Here is a 16,605-nt window from a genome sequence, read left to right as displayed (position 1 = left end):
GGTCAGGCTTTCGGCTTCTGGTTGAGCGCGAAGAGTTTCGTGACATGGCCCATCTTGCGGCCTTCGCGGGCTTCAGCCTTGCCATAGAGATGCAGGCTGTTCTCCGGGTCCTCCAGAAGGGCGCCCCATGACTCGACATCATCGCCGATCAGGTTCGTCATCACCGCGTTTGAGTGCCGTTCGGGCTGCCCGAGCGGCAGGCCGCAGACGGCGCGGATGATCTGTTTGAATTGGCTGGTGGCGCAGCCCTCGATCGTCCAGTGGCCGGAATTGTGGGGGCGCGGGGCCAGCTCGTTGACGAGGATCTGGTTATCCTTGGTCACGAACATCTCGACCGCGATCATCCCCACAAGGTCGATCTTGGCGGCGATTTTCCCGGCGACCTCAATGGCTTTGTCGACGAGCCGCTTCGGAATGTCGGCGGGCGCCAGCGTGATATCGAGGATATGGTTCTTGTGGCGGTTCTCGACCGGGCAGTAACAGGCAATCTCGCCTTGCGTGCTGCGGGCGACGATCACAGAAATTTCCATCTTGAAATTGACGAACCCTTCAAGGATGGAGGGAGCATTCTTCATCTCTTTCCAGACGTCGTCTAGGTCGCTGCTGCCGGTGATCTTGACCTGGCCCTTGCCGTCATAGCCGAGCCGCCGGGTCTTCAGGATGGCCGGGAGCTTGATCTGCTTGATCGCCGCGACCAACTCGTCGATGGATTCGACATTGGCAAAGGTTGCCGTGCCGATGCCGAGATTGTTAATGAAACTTTTCTCGTACAGCCGGTCCTGCGTGATCTCCAGCACTTTCGCGTTCGGCCGCACGGGGACCAGTGCATTCAGGAATTCCAGCGTGTCGGTCGGGATATTCTCGAATTCCAGCGTCACCACATCGACGCTTTTGGCGAATGTCTCAAGCGCCGCCTTGTCGCCATAGGCGGCAACGGTGGAGCGGTGGCTGACCTGGGCGGCGGGGCTGTTCTCCTCGGGGCCAAAGACATGGACGAAATACCCCATTTCGGCGGCGGCGATGGCCATCATCCGGCCAAGCTGCCCGTCACCGAGAATTCCGATATGCCCGCCGGGCGCGATTACTGTCATCTGGGGATTGCCTTGCTATTGTGGGTCGGTGGCGACGGTGTCGGTTTGCTTCGCTCGCCAGTCACTGACGGCCTTGGCGTAGGTCTCATTGGAGAGCGCGAGGATCTGCCCTGCCAGCAGGGCGGCATTGATCGCGCCCGCCTTGCCGATGGCCAATGTGCCGACAGGAACGCCGCCCGGCATCTGGGCGATGGAAAGCAGGCTGTCCATGCCTTTGAGGGACTTGCTCTCGATGGGAACGCCAAGGACGGGAAGCGGGGTCATCGCGGCGGTCATGCCCGGCAGATGGGCCGCGCCGCCCGCGCCGGCGATAATCACCTTCAGCCCGCGGGCCGCCGCATGGGTCGCATATTCATAGAGCCGGTCCGGCGTACGATGGGCGGAGACGATTTTTGTCTCATAGGGAATTTTCAGCGTGTCCAGCACATCGGCGGCATTCTTCATGGTCTCCCAGTCAGACTGGCTGCCCATGATGATCCCGATTTCAGCGTCCTGTTTGGTCATTCGATGTTCCCTGTTGTGACCCCTGGCGGTTCGAAGCAGGCGATTATAGGCATGCAGTACAAAGACGCAAGGGAAGGTTGAACCTGCCTCGCGAAGCGCCGGAATAGCGCCTTTTATAAAGAGAATACTTTGAATTTTCGGTTAATTTACTCTAAACTTTCGTAAAATTATTCAGATCAGGGGATCGGGGATCATATGAAAATTGAGCCAGGCGGCCAGAGCAGGTCGACACGTGCGACGGGAGAGAGCCGGAAGTCAGTCACGAAGAACAGCGCCAGCTACACCAGCCCGGCGCGGGACATCAACGACAGCGCCTCCGTCCTTGGCATACCGGAAAATGAACTGACCCCCCGCGTGCAGGAGGCGATCACCACCCTGATGACGGAGGTGGAAAGCCTGCGCCAGTCGATCAGGGACCTGACCCGGCGCCTCAATGATGCCGAATTGGTGGCCGATCAGGACCCGCTCCTGCCAATCTACAATCGCCGCGCCTTCGTGCGGGAGCTGGCGCGGGTGAAAGCCTCGGTGGAACGGTACCAGACCGAAGCCAGCCTCGTTTATATCGATCTCAACCAGTTCAAGTCGGTCAATGACAGCCTTGGCCATGAGGCGGGGGACTATGTGCTCTCGCAGGTGGCGTTACGGCTCAAGGAAAGCGTGCGCGATACCGATATCGTCGGTCGGCTGGGCGGCGATGAATTCGGCCTGATCCTCTCCCGGACGAAGCCGCAGGATGCCCGGCATCTGATCGACCGCTTGCCCAAGCTGTTTGCCGAAAAGCCGATCATCTGGAAAGGCGCGTCCCTGCCGACCAGCCTGTCCTCCGGTATTGTGCCCATCAGCGCCGGGGAAAATCCGGAACAGACCCTGACCGCTGCCGACACGGAAATGTACAAGGAAAAGCACAAGGGCGAAAATCGCAGCGAGGCGTAGCGCGGCGGGGTGTCTTATTCGGTGTGATGACGGCGGAAGTAAAAATTCAGGCGATGATATCGGGGAGCAGGGTATTTTGCGCCCGGTAAATCTGGTCCTTGAGAATGAGTTTGCGCTTTTTGAGTCGTTGAAGTTGCAGCGAGTTGTAATTACCGCTTTCGATCAGCGCATCGATCGCCCGGTCAAGGTCTCCATGTTCGGTTCTAAGCTGTTCCAGTCTCGCCCTGAGCATTTCCTGCTCATCAATTTCCGCCATATGAAAGGCACTCCGACAACTATTTTCCAATGAAGCGACAGCTATGCTAACCTGTTTTCAGGTATTGCATCAGGATTATCAGTAATTTATCACTTTTCCGGGGACAATCCCAGCATAGGTCATATTACTTGAAGAAGGGGCGCTGTGGCAAATGGCGATTTTTTCCTCAGCGGTTTTTCCGCCCTCCCAGCTCTGGGATTACGCCCTCCGGCTCTACAGCGATGCCGACGTCGCGGCGGCCTGCCTGCGCTTGCAGGAGCGGCGCGCCCTGGATGTCAATTTGCTGCTGTTCTGTATCTGGGCGGCAGCGAGCGGTCGCGGGCGCCTCTCCGAAGCGGAGCTTGAGGCCGGGATCGAGGCCGGCGCGCATTGGCAGGACGAGGTCGTGGCACCGCTTCGCCATGTCCGCCGTTATCTCAAAGCACCGACGGCTCCCATTGATGCCCGCCTTGGCGGAGAGCTCCGGCGCGGCATTGCCGATGGCGAGCTGTTCGCCGAGCATATGGAGCTGCAGTTTCTCAATGACATCCTGAAGCGGCCCGCGACCGGATCGTTCGGCGCGAGTGAGCGCGGGGAGGCCGCCGCCGATAACCTTGCCGCCTATCTCGGCCGTGTTCTTGACACCCTCGCGCCCGATGATCTCGCCGACCTCTTGCTGATCTGGCGGCAGGCGTTTCCCGAGGCCGAACCGCGGCTGACCGGCCTGTTCGGACCCCATTTGTAGTTCTCAATGATAAGAAGAGTGAAAAAAGAAGAGTTCATGAGACAGCGAAAGACATTCCTTTTTATCACAAGCATCCTTTCCCTGCTGACGATCATGGCGGCGCTGCCGGAGGCGGCCATTGCGTCGGAAGCGCGCAAGACTCAGCTTTCGAACCAGTCCGAGGCCTGCAAGTCGAAAAAGGAATATGGCTGCGCGAAAATATGCCTGGTCGCGGCCAAGAATCCGGACAACAAGGCTCTCGGTGAGAAATGCGATCGTTTCTATCGGGACGCATTGCAGGCGAGCAAGCCGTCCGTCACCCAGCAGCCAAAGGAATTGGGCCAGGTCCTGCGCGATCAGGCGCGGTTCTGCCAGACAAGGAAGGACAGGCCCTGCGCCCAGGCCTGTTCAGCGGCCACCAAGAATGCGGCCGATGCCGCCGCCGTTCAGCAATGCAACGCCGAGTATAAGCGGGTGTATGCCGCCAATCCGCCGCCCAAGCCAAAGCCCGAGGAGAGCATGACATTGGCGCAGCGCATCGCGCTGATGAAAGACAAGCTGGCCTATTGCCAGGCGAAAAAGACCGTGAATACCGAGAGAGGGATGCGGCGCCCGCTCGATGGATGTATCGGCGCCTGCGGCGATAAGCGGGTGAGCGACCTCAACTATCCGGAAAGCCAGCGGGAGGCATTTGTCGGCATGTGCGAAGGGCTCTATTACCCTATTTTCCAGAAATTCGGGAAATAAGGGGCTCAGGCGCCACCCTTCAGTCCGGTCCATTCCCGGGCGAGGTCATTGTCGATGCCCATCAGGCGGAGCAGATGGCCGGTGAACTGATCGACGATCTCTGCGGTTGTTTCGGGCTTTGTATAGAAGGCGGGGACCGGCGGCGCGATGATCGCGCCCATCTCGGAGAGCTGGGTCAGGGTCCGAAGATGCCCGGTATGAAACGGCGTTTCCCTTACTGCGAGCAACAGCTTACGGCGTTCCTTTAAAGTTACGTCTGCAGCGCGGGTCAGCAAGCTGGAGGTCACGCCCGTTGCGATTTCCGACATCGTGCGGATGGAGCAAGGCACAACGACCATGCCCATTGTTTGAAACGATCCCGAGGCGATGGCGGCGCCGATATCGGCGGATTTATGGGTATGGGAGGCAAGGGCCTTAACCTCGGAAACGCTCTTGTTCGTCTCCTGCGCGATGGTGATTTCGCCAGCCTTGGAGATGACCAGATGGGTCTCCAGCTCGAGCTTTTGGCAGGCCTGGAGCAGGCGGATGCCGAGCGATGCTCCGGAGGCCCCGCTGATCCCGATTACAAGTCGTTGATTTTGCGCCATATTATAATTTTCTTTCAAAAATCATGCCCTGTGGCATTGAATCGTAGTCACTCTATTCATAATTCTGTAATATAAAGTTGTCTATCGCTGGTCCGCCAGCGTCCTGCCGTTTATTAACAAAGGAGATACACTATGAGCACAGCAGATCATGTTGCACAGCTGACCGAAAAACACCACCGCATCGAAGAAAAAATCGAAAATGAAATGGCCAGCCCGTCCGCAGATCATGTGCATATCAGTGAACTCAAACGCGAAAAACTCAGGATAAAGGAGAGAATAACCCTGCTCTCGTCGGAGGATAAAGTCACCCATTAACGAGGGACTTATATACCGTATTTAACCTCCCGTCGCGGGAGCAGATCGGCGCCGAAATCAGTTTCGGCGCTTTTTTTGCAGCCCGGCTCCGCCGCCCATTTCGACCGCGTGGAGAGAACGGTTTTTTTCCAAAAAAAAGCGGTGAGAAGGGTATCAAAGGGCGTCCGGTTGCGATAGAATTATCACAATCTCAAACCGGAAAAATGCGGGTTTCCCGCGTAATTTCCTTTTTGCCGATTCGTCAAGCGTATTAATTTTCAAAATTTTACCACAACCAGTTGACGCCATGTGAGCGTTTATACAATATGTAGTGGTTAATGATGTGTTTAAGTAGGTATTGACTTCCGCTAACGACACCAAAAATGACGTATTTTTGTAATGACCGGAATAAACAACCAGCATACCGGGAAATTATTACAAATTTATGGCAAGCGGAGCGAAATATAATTATCGGAATTGGCGCCAGCCGATTCCCGAGTATAAGTGAGATCTGGAAGGGGTAAGAAGAATGCTGGATACGGTCGATATGTTGACGGATATCGTTCAGGTAAAGGATGGCGCGCGGGTCCAGATTGACCATAGTCGCGACAAATATCTGACGGAATTCGGGATGGCGGTGCTGAAGGATCGCTACCTTCTGCCCGAGGAAAGTTTCCAGGACCTGTTCGGCCGGGTGGCGAGCGCCTATGGCGAGGATGATGCCCATGCGCAGCGCATCTATGAGTATATCAGCAAGCTCTGGTTCATGCCCTCGACGCCGGTTCTCTCGAACGGCGGCTCGTCGCGCGGCCTGCCGATCTCCTGCTTCCTCAATGAATCGAATGACAGCCTGAAAGGCATCGTCAATCTCTGGACGGAAAATGTCTGGCTGGCGTCGAAAGGCGGCGGCATCGGCAGCTACTGGGGCAATCTCCGTTCCATCGGTGAAGGCGTCGGCGCGGTCGGCAAGACCTCCGGGGTGGTGCCGTTCATCCGCGTCATGGACAGCCTCACCCTCGCCATCAGCCAGGGATCCTTGCGCCGGGGCTCGGCGGCGGTGTATCTGCCCATCTCCCATCCGGAGATCGAGGAGTTTATCGAAATCCGCCGTCCGACCGGGGGCGATCCCAACCGCAAGACGCCGAACCTGCATCACGGCATCCTCGTCTCCGATGCTTTCATGCGCGCGGTCGAGGAAGACAAGGAATGGGCGCTCACCAGCCCGCATGACCATGCGGTTGTCCGCACCGTCAGCGCCCGGAGCCTCTGGATCCGCATCCTGACGGCCCGTGTCGAGACAGGCGAGCCCTATATCATCTTCAATGACCGGGTGAACTCCCTGATGCCGGAGCATCACAAACTTGCCGGGCTGGAGGTTAAAACCTCCAACCTCTGCGCCGAGATCACCCTGCCGACGGGCATTGATCATCTTGGCAAGGAGCGGACGGCGGTCTGCTGTCTGTCGTCGCTCAACCTTGAGAAATATGACGAGTGGGAAGGGCAGGACGGCTTTATCGAGGATGTCATGCTGTTCCTCGATAACGTGCTGCAGGACTTCATCGACCGCGCACCGGACGAGATGGAACGGGCGAAATACGCCGCGGCGCGCGAGCGCAGCGTCGGCCTTGGCGTCATGGGCTTTCATTCCTTCCTGCAGGCGAAAAGAGTGCCGCTGGAATCAGTGATGTCAAAAGTGTGGAACCGGAAAATCTTCACCCATATCCAGAAGGGCGTGAATGCGGCCTCCAAGTCGCTGGCGAAGACACGCGGCGCCTGCCCGGATGCGGCGGATTACGGCTTTAACGAGCGGTTCTCCAACAAGACGGCGATTGCGCCGACGGCCTCCATCTCCATCATCTGCGGTGGCGCCAGCCCGGGGATCGAACCGGCCGCGGCCAACAGCTACACCCACAAGACGCTCTCGGGCAGCTTCAACGTGCGCAACCCGCATCTGAAGCGGCTGCTCGCCGAGAAGGGTCAGGATAACGAGGATGTCTGGAGCTCGATCACCGTCAAGGAAGGTTCCGTCCAGCATCTCGATTTCCTCGACGATCACGAGAAGGACGTGTTCAAGACCGCGTTCGAGCTCGACCAGCGCTGGATTATCGAGCTTGCCGCCGACCGCACGCCGATGATCGACCAGTCGCAGTCGGTGAATATCTTCCTGCCCGCCGATGTGCACAAGCGCGACCTGCACCAGATTCATTTCATGGCCTGGAAGCAGGGCGTGAAAAGCCTCTATTACTGCCGCTCCAAATCCATGCAGCGCGCCGAGGTTGTCGCCATGCGGGAGGAACTGCCGGAGGAGCTGCGCGAGCTTGCCGCCAGCCTCGCGCCGAAGGTGACCGCCGCGCTTGAATCCGCCGGTGAAGCCGTCGATTACGATGAATGTCTCGCCTGCCAGTAGGGCGGGGCACCCCCAAACCGATTACGTGAAGAATAGATATCCGTCATGTCCCTGCTCGATGCCAAGCCGGTCTACAAACCCTTCTCCTATCCCTGGTGCTACGACGCCTGGCTGAAACAGCAGCAGATTCACTGGCTGCCCGAGGAGGTGCCGCTCGCCGATGATGTGAAGGACTGGCATAACACCCTCTCGGACTCGGAGCGGCATCTGCTGACCCAGATTTTCCGCTTCTTCACCCAGTCGGATATCGAGGTGAACAACTGCTACATGCGGCACTACACCCGCGTCTTCAAGCCGACCGAGGTGCAGATGATGCTCGCCGCCTTCTCGAATATGGAGACGGTGCATATCGCCGCCTATTCGCATCTTCTCGACACCATCGGCATGCCCGAGACGGAATATTCCGCCTTCCTCCATTACAAGGAGATGAAGGACAAATACGACTATATGCAGCAGTTCAATGTCGACAACAAGTCGGAGATTGCGAAGACCCTCGCCGTTTTCGGCGCCTTCACCGAGGGGTTACAGCTGTTCGCCAGCTTCGCCATCCTGCTCAACTTCCCGCGCACCGGCAAGATGAAGGGCATGGGGCAGATCGTCACCTGGTCCGTCCGCGACGAGAGCCTGCATTGCCACTCCATCATCAAGCTGTTCAAGACCTTCATTAACGAGAATCCGGAAATCTGGACGAAGGAATTCTGTCAGGAGCTCTATGCGACCTGCCGCGAGATCGTCATCCATGAGGACGCCTTCATCGACCTCGCCTTTGGCGCCGGCGATATCGAGGGGCTGACGGCGGAGGAGATCAAGGCCTATATCCGCTATATCGCCGACCGGCGGCTTTCCCAGCTCGGCCTCGATGAAATCTACCATATCGAGAAAAACCCGCTCCCCTGGCTCGATGCCATCCTCAACGCCGTCGAGCACACCAACTTCTTCGAGAACCGCGCCACGGAATACTCGAAGGCGGCGACAAAGGGGACGTGGGACGAGGCGTTTGCTTGAGGGTGAGTAAATTACTACTGTAGACAGCCATATTTGATTGTTAAATGTTGGATAAAATTTATTTTTCATTCATGTTACATTTCGGACGTCTATAATAAGTCAATCTGATTAATCGAAATTCAAACAGGATTATCAAAATGGATCGGGTGGATTACCAATCATTTATCATCCAGGATTTAATCAACGACTATAATGATCAAAAATTAGATTTGAATCCTTGGTACCAGAGACGTTCTGTTTGGACGCAACCTCAAAAGGCGTACTTGATAAACACACTTTTTGAGAGAAAGCCAATCCCGGCAGTTTATATTCGGCACACTATTGATTTAGAAAAAGAAAAAAGTATCAAGGAAGTTGTTGATGGGCAGCAGAGAATTCGATCAATTTTAGAATTTAGAAACGATAAGTTTAGCTCTCGAACAGAACCAACAGGTGTCAGAAAGATATTTTCTAGACTGAATGGTAAAGAGAGAGAGAAATTTTTGCTTACTCCGCTACCTGTGGGGTACTTACTTGGTGCGACAGATGAAGACGTCATAGATATCTTCGCGCGCATTAATTCTGTGAGTAAATCGCTAAATGCGCAGGAAAAAAGGAATGCGGAGTTTAGCGGAGAATTTAAGCAGTTTTGCCTTCATTTTTCTACGAGCAAACTCTCATTTTGGCGCAATGCTGACATATTCACAGCCAATGATATAGCTAGAATGAATGAAGTTCAGTTTGTTTCAGATGTAATATACAATTTAATAAATGGACTTTCAGATTTCCGCCCATCGAGTTTAAAAGATATCTACAAAGAGAATGATAATGAATTCGCAGAATCTGGCGAGATTTCTGCACGTTTAGAGAAAGTATTTGACATCTTCATGAAGATGAATTCAAACGTTTTTAGTGATACAATTTTTAGCAGACCACCTATACTTTTCTCTCTAATTTTATGTTTGGATCGAAGAGACGATATAGATTCAGTAGCGCTTGAAGACAATCTCCATCAAATAGATGCTGAGTTTAACGACGAGACTTTACAGACCCCAGAGATAGTTGCTTTTAGAAATGCAGTTTCTGCTTCTACACAACGGCTATTATCTAGGAGAGCAAGACAAGACTTTCTTATTAGTCGTATTTAGTATGCCGCGACCGTCATTATCCATTACGCAGATTAAAGTTGAAAAGGAAATAAATAAGCTCGATAGCGTGTTAAATGGAACCCAAGCACTACCGGCAAATTTGCAATATTTAATTGCAGAAATTTTGCTTATTAGAGTTACGACTATATTTGAGGATGCTCTTGCGCAGCTTGCTTATAAATTAGCTGCTGGCGCGCTGTACTTGGATGGCTCTGCTCCAAATATTTTACTTCCCTGCCGGTCTTTGGCATCGGCTCGGACAAATATGTTAACCCATAATCGTGCTTCGCCATTACAAAGCTTAAGATGGACTAGAGCGAAGTATATTAAAGAATCTGTCCAATTCGTCATTGATCCCACAGATGACCTCATAAGTACGTGCGGTAGACATGGATCGAAAATTAGTGAGATATTTAAAGTGAGAAATTTCGCGGCACATAGGACAGCTTCAAGTAGGAAAAATTTTAAGACTGTAATTAAGTCAATATATGGAACAAACAGAAATATGCAGCTTGGAAACTTTTTGCTTTCTAGCAATTATGTTCGCACACCGAACTTGAGAAGATATTTTGTAGAGGTAAAAGTCATAGTGAATGACTGTGTAAAGCTTTAGAGTCTTTTTGTTTTTATTTTTTTGAAGTACATAGCAAACCGTCTTCCCTCAATTCAGCAGCAATTTTGTTATGTTGTTTTCCCTCAATCGCCTTCAAACATACTCCTTTAAAAAGATTTAGCCCTTCCTGTTCCACCAAGGTCCAAGCGGAATCGTTTTCGGGGAATTGAGCAGATGAGTTGTCGTAGGCGCTAATAACCCACCTTGCACCCTTCCACCCCCGCCGTCTATGATGTGCCGAGGCAAATTCACGGGAGGCGGGGATGAGGCTCTGGAAGAAGGTGAGTATCGGCGTGAGTTCCGGGGTGCTGGTTCTGGTCCTTGGCGTCGTTGTTGTCGGTTACACTTTGAGCGCCCATATCGCGGGGGAGCGGCTGGCGCGCGTCGAGGCGTCGCCGCATTATCATGACGGCGGCTTCGTCAATCCGGAGCGGCAGGCCCCGTACGAGCTGACATGGGACTATCTGCAGGAGCAGTTTTTTGGCGAGCAGCAGCGCGTGCCGCCATCGCCGCTGCCCGTCATGATGCTGCCGGAGGAGTATCTGCGCGTGCCCGCGCCCGAGGCGTTGCGGGCGACATGGCTCGGCCATTCCAGCGTCCTGATCGAGATGGCGGGGCTGCGCCTGCTGACCGATCCGGTGCTTTCCGACCGCGCATCGCCGGTGCAGTTCGCCGGGCCGGAGCGTTTCCATCCGTCGCCGCTGCCGCTTGCGGCGCTTGACAATATCGACGCGGTGCTGATCTCCCACAATCATTACGATCATATGGATGAGGCGACGGTGCGGCATCTCGCGGGCCAGGGCACGGCGTTCTTCCTCCCCCTCGGCGCGGGCGCGCATCTGGAGGCATGGGACGTGCCTGCGGCGCAGATCCATGAGCTTGACTGGTGGGAGACGCGGCCCTTCGGCGCGCTTGCCCTTGTGGCGACACCGACGCGGCATTATTCGGGGCGCGGGCTGTTCGACTATAAGGCGACCTTCTGGTCCTCCTGGTCGATCCTCGGGCCCGAGGCGCGCGTGTTCTTTAGCGGCGATAGCGGCTATTCGAAGCTGTTCGCGGAGGTGGGGGAGCGGTTCGGCCCGTTCGATCTCAACCTGATCAAGATCGGCTCCTACGGGCCCGGGCAGTCGTGGGAGGATATCCATATGACGCCGGAGGATGCGGTCGAGGTCGCGCGCGATCTCGGCGGCGGGCCGATGCTGCCGGTGCACTGGGCAACCTTCAACCTCGGCATCCATGCGTGGGACGAGCCGATCCTCCGCACGATGAAGGCGGCGGCGGAGAAGGGCGTCACGCTCATCACCCCGCATCTGGGCGAGACCGTCGAGATCACCGCGCCGTTCCAGAGCACCCGCTGGTGGGAGGGTGTCGGGAAGTAGGCGCGGGGCGGGACGGACGATTTACAAGGTCTTGAAGTCCGCCTCGATCAGCTCGACACAGGCTTCCGCAACATCGTTATCGGGTTCCTCCGCTCCGCCGACAAAGGTCACCCAGCCGCCGTCCACCAGATGGCTGTCCCGCTGCCAGGAGCTGACCTCGGATAGATTGGCAACCAGAGTGTTGTCGGCTTTCGCGGCCGTCTGGAACCGGGCGGCGCAGATCGGCGCGAGTGCTGCGACCTTCGCTGCGGTAGACGCGGTTTCGACTTTCTCCTCGACCGTGCCGCTGGTATCCCAACCGGCAAAGCCAAAGCCGAGAACCAGAGTGGCAACCGCGCCGACGACCAGGCCCTGAACGAGCCGGACAGGGGCGTTGCCTTCAACATAGGGCGCCAGAAATTCAGGAGTTTTCATCGGATTTCCTTTTCAATTTGCGGGAGAGAATTCCTCCCCCGTCGTCACCACCACAAGTGCAGCTTTAATGCTGTCGAACAAATAATACGAGGTGGTATGTATAAATATACGCTGCATACCCTATAATAAGTACGCATGAAACTCAATATATTAATATTTTAATATATCTTAATGTTTGTAAAATTTATGAAATATCAAATTATACTAGGAGTAAATATTTAGTAAATTACAGTAATTAAGTTGTGATAATCTAAGGTAATTAAAATATATACTTTAATAATAATAATAAATTCTTATCACATAATTGTGAATAAATATATGTTGTGGGGGTTTGTTTTGACGAGCCGGAAGGACATACCTGAAAAAGGCGTAGCCCGGGTCTCAGGCCTTTCAAACATATTCCTTCAGGAAATTATGCACGTCGCGCTCCAGCAGTGGCCAGGCGGGATCATTCTCCGGCACCAGATGGTTCGGGCTGTCATAGCTGACAAAGCGCGCTTTGGGCAGGGCGGCGGCGAGGCGCTGCCCCTCCTTCAGCGGGTGCATCCGGTCGTCTCGGCAATGGGCGACGAGGGTGGGGGCGCTGACCTCCGGGAGCAGCTCCGTAATGTCGATATAATCCACGACATCGCGAAAGCGTCCGAGATTTTCCGGCGTGATCATGTCGCGCATATGCTCGGCATAGAGGCGGCGGTCCTCCTCGCTCGCGCCCGGAATGATGGTCTGCGCGAGCAGGTCGCGGAGGGAGGGATAGTCATCCTCCCATCCCGCCGTCATCATGGCGCGGTAGGCTTCGGCCCGTTTCTTGTCGCTCTTGCCGCCACGCAGGGCACGCCCGATGGTGAAGCCACCGATCATGACAAGGGCAGAGACCCGCTCCGGATGCCGGACAGCGAAGGCCGCGGCGATGGCGCAGCCTTGCGAAAAAGCGAGAATGGGCGCGCGATCCACCTTGGTGGCATCGAACACAGCCTCCATATCGTCAACAAAACGATCAAAGGAGATTTCATCCACCTCCCAGTCCGAGAGGCCGTTACCCCGCGCATCGAAGCGGACAAGCCGGTATTTCTCGGATATCGAGCTGGTGATCGGGGCGAAACCCGGCCCCTGCCAGTCAAGCTGGAGATGGCTGATCCAGTTGGGGGCCTTGACGATGGGCGGTCCGTCGCCATTCACCGTCCAGGCGAGGCGGACCTTGTCTTTCGTTGTGCAGAATTTGATCTCCTGTGTCTCGGAGATACGGCGGCGTTGCTCTTTGACACCAGGATCGCTGAAATCCACCGAGAGCACCTCGATCGGCTGCTCGATGCCCTTGAAGCTATGGGCGCCTTCACGGCGGAGGCGGGTAGAGATATGGCTTCCCGCAAGGTCGCGGACGATGCGCGAGAGGAGCACGCCACCGGGCTCCGCCGCCGCCTGGATGCGCGCCGCGATATTCACCGCATCGCCGAAGACATCCTCTGCCTCGACCACCACATCGCCCGCATGGATCCCGGCGCGCAGGCGGATCGGCTCATCATAGGTGAAGGGAAGGTCGGGGGAGCGGAGCGTCTTCTGGATGGCAACGGCACAGTTCAGCGCCTCGATCGCGGAGGAAAACTCGATCAGCGCCCCGTCACCGAGCAGCTTGACCACCCGACCGTTGTGCGCGGTGACGGCGGGCGTGACGATCTTGCGGAAGATGAGGTTGAGCGCCGTTAGGAGGCGGGGCGAATCCGATTGCATCATCCGGCTGAAGCCAACCACATCGAGGGAGAGTATCGCCGCAAGTCGTTGTTGGCGCATCGGGTTTTCCGGCCTGTCGCTGTAGAGGACTATAAGGAGACCTAGCATTTTTTTGTTTGTCTGCCTAGCGGTCAGCGCAAAAGGCTGTTTGTTGTTGGTTATTCATGTGCAGGCCGTCTAGACTTGCGGCATACAGAATAGGGTGCGCGAGGTGGTTATGGATAAGAAAGAATACAAGAGAGAGCTCAAATCCCTTCAGATCGAGCTGGTCAAGCTGCAACGCTATATCATCAGTAACGAGCTGCAGGTCCTGATCCTGTTTGAAGGAAGGGATGCCGCGGGCAAGGACGGGACGATCAAGCGGATCACGCAGCATCTCTCGCCTCGGGAAACGCGGGTTGTCGCGCTCGGCAAGCCGTCAAACCGGGAGCAGGCAAGCTGGTATTTTCAGCGCTACACTACCCATCTTCCAGCCGAGGGGGAAATGGCGCTCTTTAACCGCAGCTGGTACAACCGCGCCGGGGTCGAGCGGGTAATGGGCTTCTGCACCGACAAGGAGTATGAAAATTTCATGACCACCGTCCCGTCGTTCGAGCAGCTTCTTGTTGCAAACGGAATCCAGCTTCACAAGTACTACCTTGATATCAGCAAGGACGAGCAGGCGGCGCGGCTGGAGGACCGGCGTGTCGATCCGCTCAAGACCTGGAAGATCAGTCCCATAGACGCCGTCGCGCTGGAGCATTGGGACGATTACAGCGCCGCGCGCAACGAGATGCTGCGGCGGACCCATAGCCCGGTCAGCCCGTGGCATATTGTGCGGGCGGACAGCAAGAAAGAGGCGCGCCTCAATGTGATCCGCCATCTGATGGCCCATGTGGACTGCCCGGACAAGGACCTGACACATACTCACCCCGACCCGGAGATCGTCTTCGAGTTCGATGAAAAATACATCAAGAACGGGAGAATTGCGTCCTGAACGCGCGGCCGATATCAGCGGGCGTTGACTTGCTTATTTCGCAGGTTTACGCGCAATGTTCAGCGAGACTTTCCCGGCATTGGAATCATTGGTGGCCAGAACCTTGGCTTTAACCTGTTTCGGTTTCTTGGTTTCTTTGTTTCCGCGCTTGTTGTTACCTTTGGACATCTGATTTCCCTTTCAAGAGAAGCGGGTCGCTATACACGGATATTATCCTGCCGAAGCCGGGCGCTAGCTGTCGCGTCCTATTCGGCGCTTCGTTGCCTCAATCCGGGAGGGGCAATGAATTCGGGTGAGAGGATGGCCGCGGGCCCTGAAGTCAGGGCAGGTAACTCCGCTTATCGCGGTTGTTCGCCGGGTATTCCGGGCGGGTGGCCAGTTTCACCGCCGGATTATACCACAGTTTTACAAAATACATCCGCAATTTCGCATTTACCTGCGGCGCGGCATCGCCGACCCTATTTGCTGAACTGAAGTTTTCTCGGATCGCTCATCGTCCGGAGTTTTTCGTTGGCCGTGCGACCGTCGGTATCCTCCGAATAGATTTCCTGCAGCCGGTTGAGAAAATACATCTTCTGCGGCGCCTTGTTTCTAACCTCGATGGAGCCGCGCTGGGTAAAGTCAAAAAACGGCGCCGTCTGGTGGAAAACCCGTTCGGAGACGTTGATCTTGCCGGGTTCACTGTGCGATTCCAGCCGCGCCGCCAGATTGACGGCATCGCCCCAGATATCATAGGTAAATCGCTTGCGACCGATCAGGCCCGCAATCACCGGCCCGCTGTGGAGACCGATGCGGAACTCAAAATAGGGTAGCCTCAGCTTCTGTCTCTCGGCTTTCAGCCTGTCTGCCGCCTTTTGCAGGGCAAGCGCCGCGAGGCAGGCCTTCAGCGTATGGAGCCGGTCGGAGGCCGGTACACCCGCCACGGCCATATAGGCATCGCCAATGGTCTTGATTTTTTCCAGATCAAATTGCGCCATCACTTCGTCGAAGGCGGCGAAATAGCTGTTGAGCATCCCGATGAGCATCGCCGGTTCGGCCTTTTCCGCAAAGGCGGTAAATCCGACGACATCGGCAAACAATATCGTTGCATCATTGAAAAATCGCGGCGCGACCTTGTCGTTTTCCATCAGTTCGCGGGCAATTTGCTCGGGCAGTATTGTCGACAGCATGTTATCGGCCCGCGCCTTTTCCGCCGCCAGTGCCGAATGAGCGGTATCGAGTTCGCGCATTGTCTCGTCAAGCTCGATGATCCGGCGCCGGTATTCCAGCTGTGCCATGGTCTGGTGAGCCAGGCGGCGGATGGCTTCCTGGCATTCGAACGAAAGTTCGCGGGGCTTGAAATCCATGACGCAGATGGTGCCGATGGCAAACCCGTCCGGTGTCACCAGCGGCATGGCGCAGTAAAAGCCGAGGAAGGGGTCGCCGACGACGAAGGGGAAATCCTTGTAATAGTCGTCCGCCTTGAGATCCGGCACCAGCACCAGCTCCGAGCCGCAGACGGTCACAGAGCAGAAGGCGATCTCGCGCGGGCAGCCCGTGAACTCGTCCGGCAGGCCGTATTTCGACTTGAACCAGAATCGGTCGTCCTCGATAAAGCTGACATAGGACACAGGGCAGTCGCAAATCTGCGCGGCGAGCTGACTGATTTCCTCAAACGCCGGTTCTGCCGGCGTATCCATCACGCGGTAGGCGCGCAGGGCCTCATTGCGCTCCGCTTCGTTTTCAGGGGTCGGGTAAGTCAATATCCATGCCTCCTGCCCGTGAAAATCCATCAGGACAAGTGCCCGGATGGTCGTATTACAGCACGGGAACACTAGTTTATAAATCGTACGGGATGAAGAGTA

17 protein-coding genes are annotated in these 16,605 nt (G+C 55.7%); 9 read left to right on the top strand and 8 right to left on the bottom strand.

All coding sequences use genetic code 11. The features are described 5' to 3' along the window. Window positions 1-2: 2 nt before the first annotated feature. Window positions 3-1,091 (bottom strand): 5-(carboxyamino)imidazole ribonucleotide synthase, encoded by a 1,089-nt coding sequence (locus AACZ19_RS01190; protein ID WP_339630358.1) that lies wholly within the window; start codon window positions 1,089-1,091, stop codon window positions 3-5. Between the two features lie 15 nt (window positions 1,092-1,106). Beyond that, window positions 1,107-1,595 (bottom strand): 5-(carboxyamino)imidazole ribonucleotide mutase, encoded by a 489-nt coding sequence (gene purE / locus AACZ19_RS01185; RefSeq protein ID WP_339630356.1) that lies wholly within the window; start codon window positions 1,593-1,595, stop codon window positions 1,107-1,109. Window positions 1,596-1,790: 195 nt separating this feature from the next. On the opposite strand from purE, the gene AACZ19_RS01180 reads away from it, so the two are divergent. Further along, complete coding sequence (locus tag AACZ19_RS01180) at window positions 1,791-2,528, top strand: GGDEF domain-containing protein (protein WP_339630354.1); 738 nt, start codon at window positions 1,791-1,793, stop codon at window positions 2,526-2,528. A 46-nt stretch (window positions 2,529-2,574) separates the two neighbouring features. Here AACZ19_RS01180 and AACZ19_RS01175 read toward each other — a convergent pair whose 3' ends face one another. Then, window positions 2,575-2,784 carry a DUF465 domain-containing protein gene (locus AACZ19_RS01175; protein WP_339630353.1) on the bottom strand — a complete coding sequence of 70 codons (210 nt, stop codon included), beginning with the start codon at window positions 2,782-2,784 and terminating at the stop codon, window positions 2,575-2,577. Window positions 2,785-2,935: 151 nt separating this feature from the next. On the opposite strand from AACZ19_RS01175, the gene AACZ19_RS01170 reads away from it, so the two are divergent. Together AACZ19_RS01170 and AACZ19_RS01165 are read left to right on the top strand one after the other, a co-directional pair. Then, entirely contained in the window at window positions 2,936-3,508 is a 573-nt protein-coding gene (locus AACZ19_RS01170; RefSeq protein WP_339630351.1) for a TIGR02444 family protein, read from the top strand. Between the two features lie 36 nt (window positions 3,509-3,544). Continuing rightward, window positions 3,545-4,234 carry a hypothetical protein gene (locus AACZ19_RS01165; protein ID WP_339630349.1) on the top strand — a complete coding sequence of 230 codons (690 nt, stop codon included), beginning with the start codon at window positions 3,545-3,547 and terminating at the stop codon, window positions 4,232-4,234. 5 nt (window positions 4,235-4,239) lie between these two features. On the opposite strand, the gene AACZ19_RS01160 is transcribed toward AACZ19_RS01165, so the two are convergent. After that, complete coding sequence (locus AACZ19_RS01160; protein ID WP_339630347.1) at window positions 4,240-4,821, bottom strand: UbiX family flavin prenyltransferase; 582 nt, start codon at window positions 4,819-4,821, stop codon at window positions 4,240-4,242. 132 nt (window positions 4,822-4,953) lie between these two features. On the opposite strand from AACZ19_RS01160, the gene AACZ19_RS01155 reads away from it, so the two are divergent. The 5 genes from AACZ19_RS01155 (at window position 4,954) to AACZ19_RS01135 (ending at window position 11,646) form a co-directional block, all read left to right on the top strand. Next, complete coding sequence (locus tag AACZ19_RS01155) at window positions 4,954-5,136, top strand: DUF465 domain-containing protein (protein ID WP_339630345.1); 183 nt, start codon at window positions 4,954-4,956, stop codon at window positions 5,134-5,136. Between the two features lie 508 nt (window positions 5,137-5,644). Beyond that, window positions 5,645-7,522 carry a ribonucleoside-diphosphate reductase subunit alpha gene (locus AACZ19_RS01150; protein WP_339630343.1) on the top strand — a complete coding sequence of 626 codons (1,878 nt, stop codon included), beginning with the start codon at window positions 5,645-5,647 and terminating at the stop codon, window positions 7,520-7,522. A 45-nt stretch (window positions 7,523-7,567) separates the two neighbouring features. Then, window positions 7,568-8,527: a ribonucleotide-diphosphate reductase subunit beta gene (locus tag AACZ19_RS01145; protein ID WP_339630341.1), complete on the top strand. Its 960-nt coding sequence runs from the start codon at window positions 7,568-7,570 to the stop codon at window positions 8,525-8,527. Window positions 8,528-8,664: 137 nt separating this feature from the next. Then, window positions 8,665-9,654 carry a DUF262 domain-containing protein gene (locus tag AACZ19_RS01140; RefSeq protein WP_339630339.1) on the top strand — a complete coding sequence of 330 codons (990 nt, stop codon included), beginning with the start codon at window positions 8,665-8,667 and terminating at the stop codon, window positions 9,652-9,654. An 876-nt stretch (window positions 9,655-10,530) separates the two neighbouring features. After that, on the top strand, window positions 10,531-11,646 hold the full coding sequence (locus AACZ19_RS01135) for an MBL fold metallo-hydrolase (protein ID WP_339630337.1): 1,116 nt from the start codon (window positions 10,531-10,533) through the stop codon (window positions 11,644-11,646). A 21-nt stretch (window positions 11,647-11,667) separates the two neighbouring features. Here AACZ19_RS01135 and AACZ19_RS01130 read toward each other — a convergent pair whose 3' ends face one another. Then, window positions 11,668-12,060, bottom strand: coding sequence for a hypothetical protein (locus AACZ19_RS01130; RefSeq protein ID WP_339630335.1), 393 nt, complete (start codon window positions 12,058-12,060; stop codon window positions 11,668-11,670). 390 nt (window positions 12,061-12,450) lie between these two features. Continuing rightward, entirely contained in the window at window positions 12,451-13,845 is a 1,395-nt protein-coding gene (locus tag AACZ19_RS01125) for an alpha/beta fold hydrolase (RefSeq protein ID WP_339630334.1), read from the bottom strand. Between the two features lie 157 nt (window positions 13,846-14,002). Between AACZ19_RS01125 and ppk2 the strand changes: the two genes are divergently transcribed. Next, entirely contained in the window at window positions 14,003-14,761 is a 759-nt protein-coding gene (gene ppk2, locus AACZ19_RS01120) for a polyphosphate kinase 2 (protein WP_339630333.1), read from the top strand. A gap of 33 nt (window positions 14,762-14,794) precedes the next feature. Here ppk2 and AACZ19_RS01115 read toward each other — a convergent pair whose 3' ends face one another. Next, window positions 14,795-14,929: a hypothetical protein gene (locus AACZ19_RS01115; protein WP_339630332.1), complete on the bottom strand. Its 135-nt coding sequence runs from the start codon at window positions 14,927-14,929 to the stop codon at window positions 14,795-14,797. Between the two features lie 290 nt (window positions 14,930-15,219). Next, window positions 15,220-16,503 (bottom strand): adenylate/guanylate cyclase domain-containing protein, encoded by a 1,284-nt coding sequence (locus AACZ19_RS01110; RefSeq protein ID WP_339630331.1) that lies wholly within the window; start codon window positions 16,501-16,503, stop codon window positions 15,220-15,222. Window positions 16,504-16,605 lie beyond the last annotated feature (102 nt).

This window comes from uncultured Sneathiella sp. (assembly GCF_963973085.1).
GTDB lineage: Bacteria > Pseudomonadota > Alphaproteobacteria > Sneathiellales > Sneathiellaceae > Sneathiella.
Note: the sequence above shows the minus strand (reverse complement) of the source record. Positions and strands in the feature narration are given on the sequence as shown.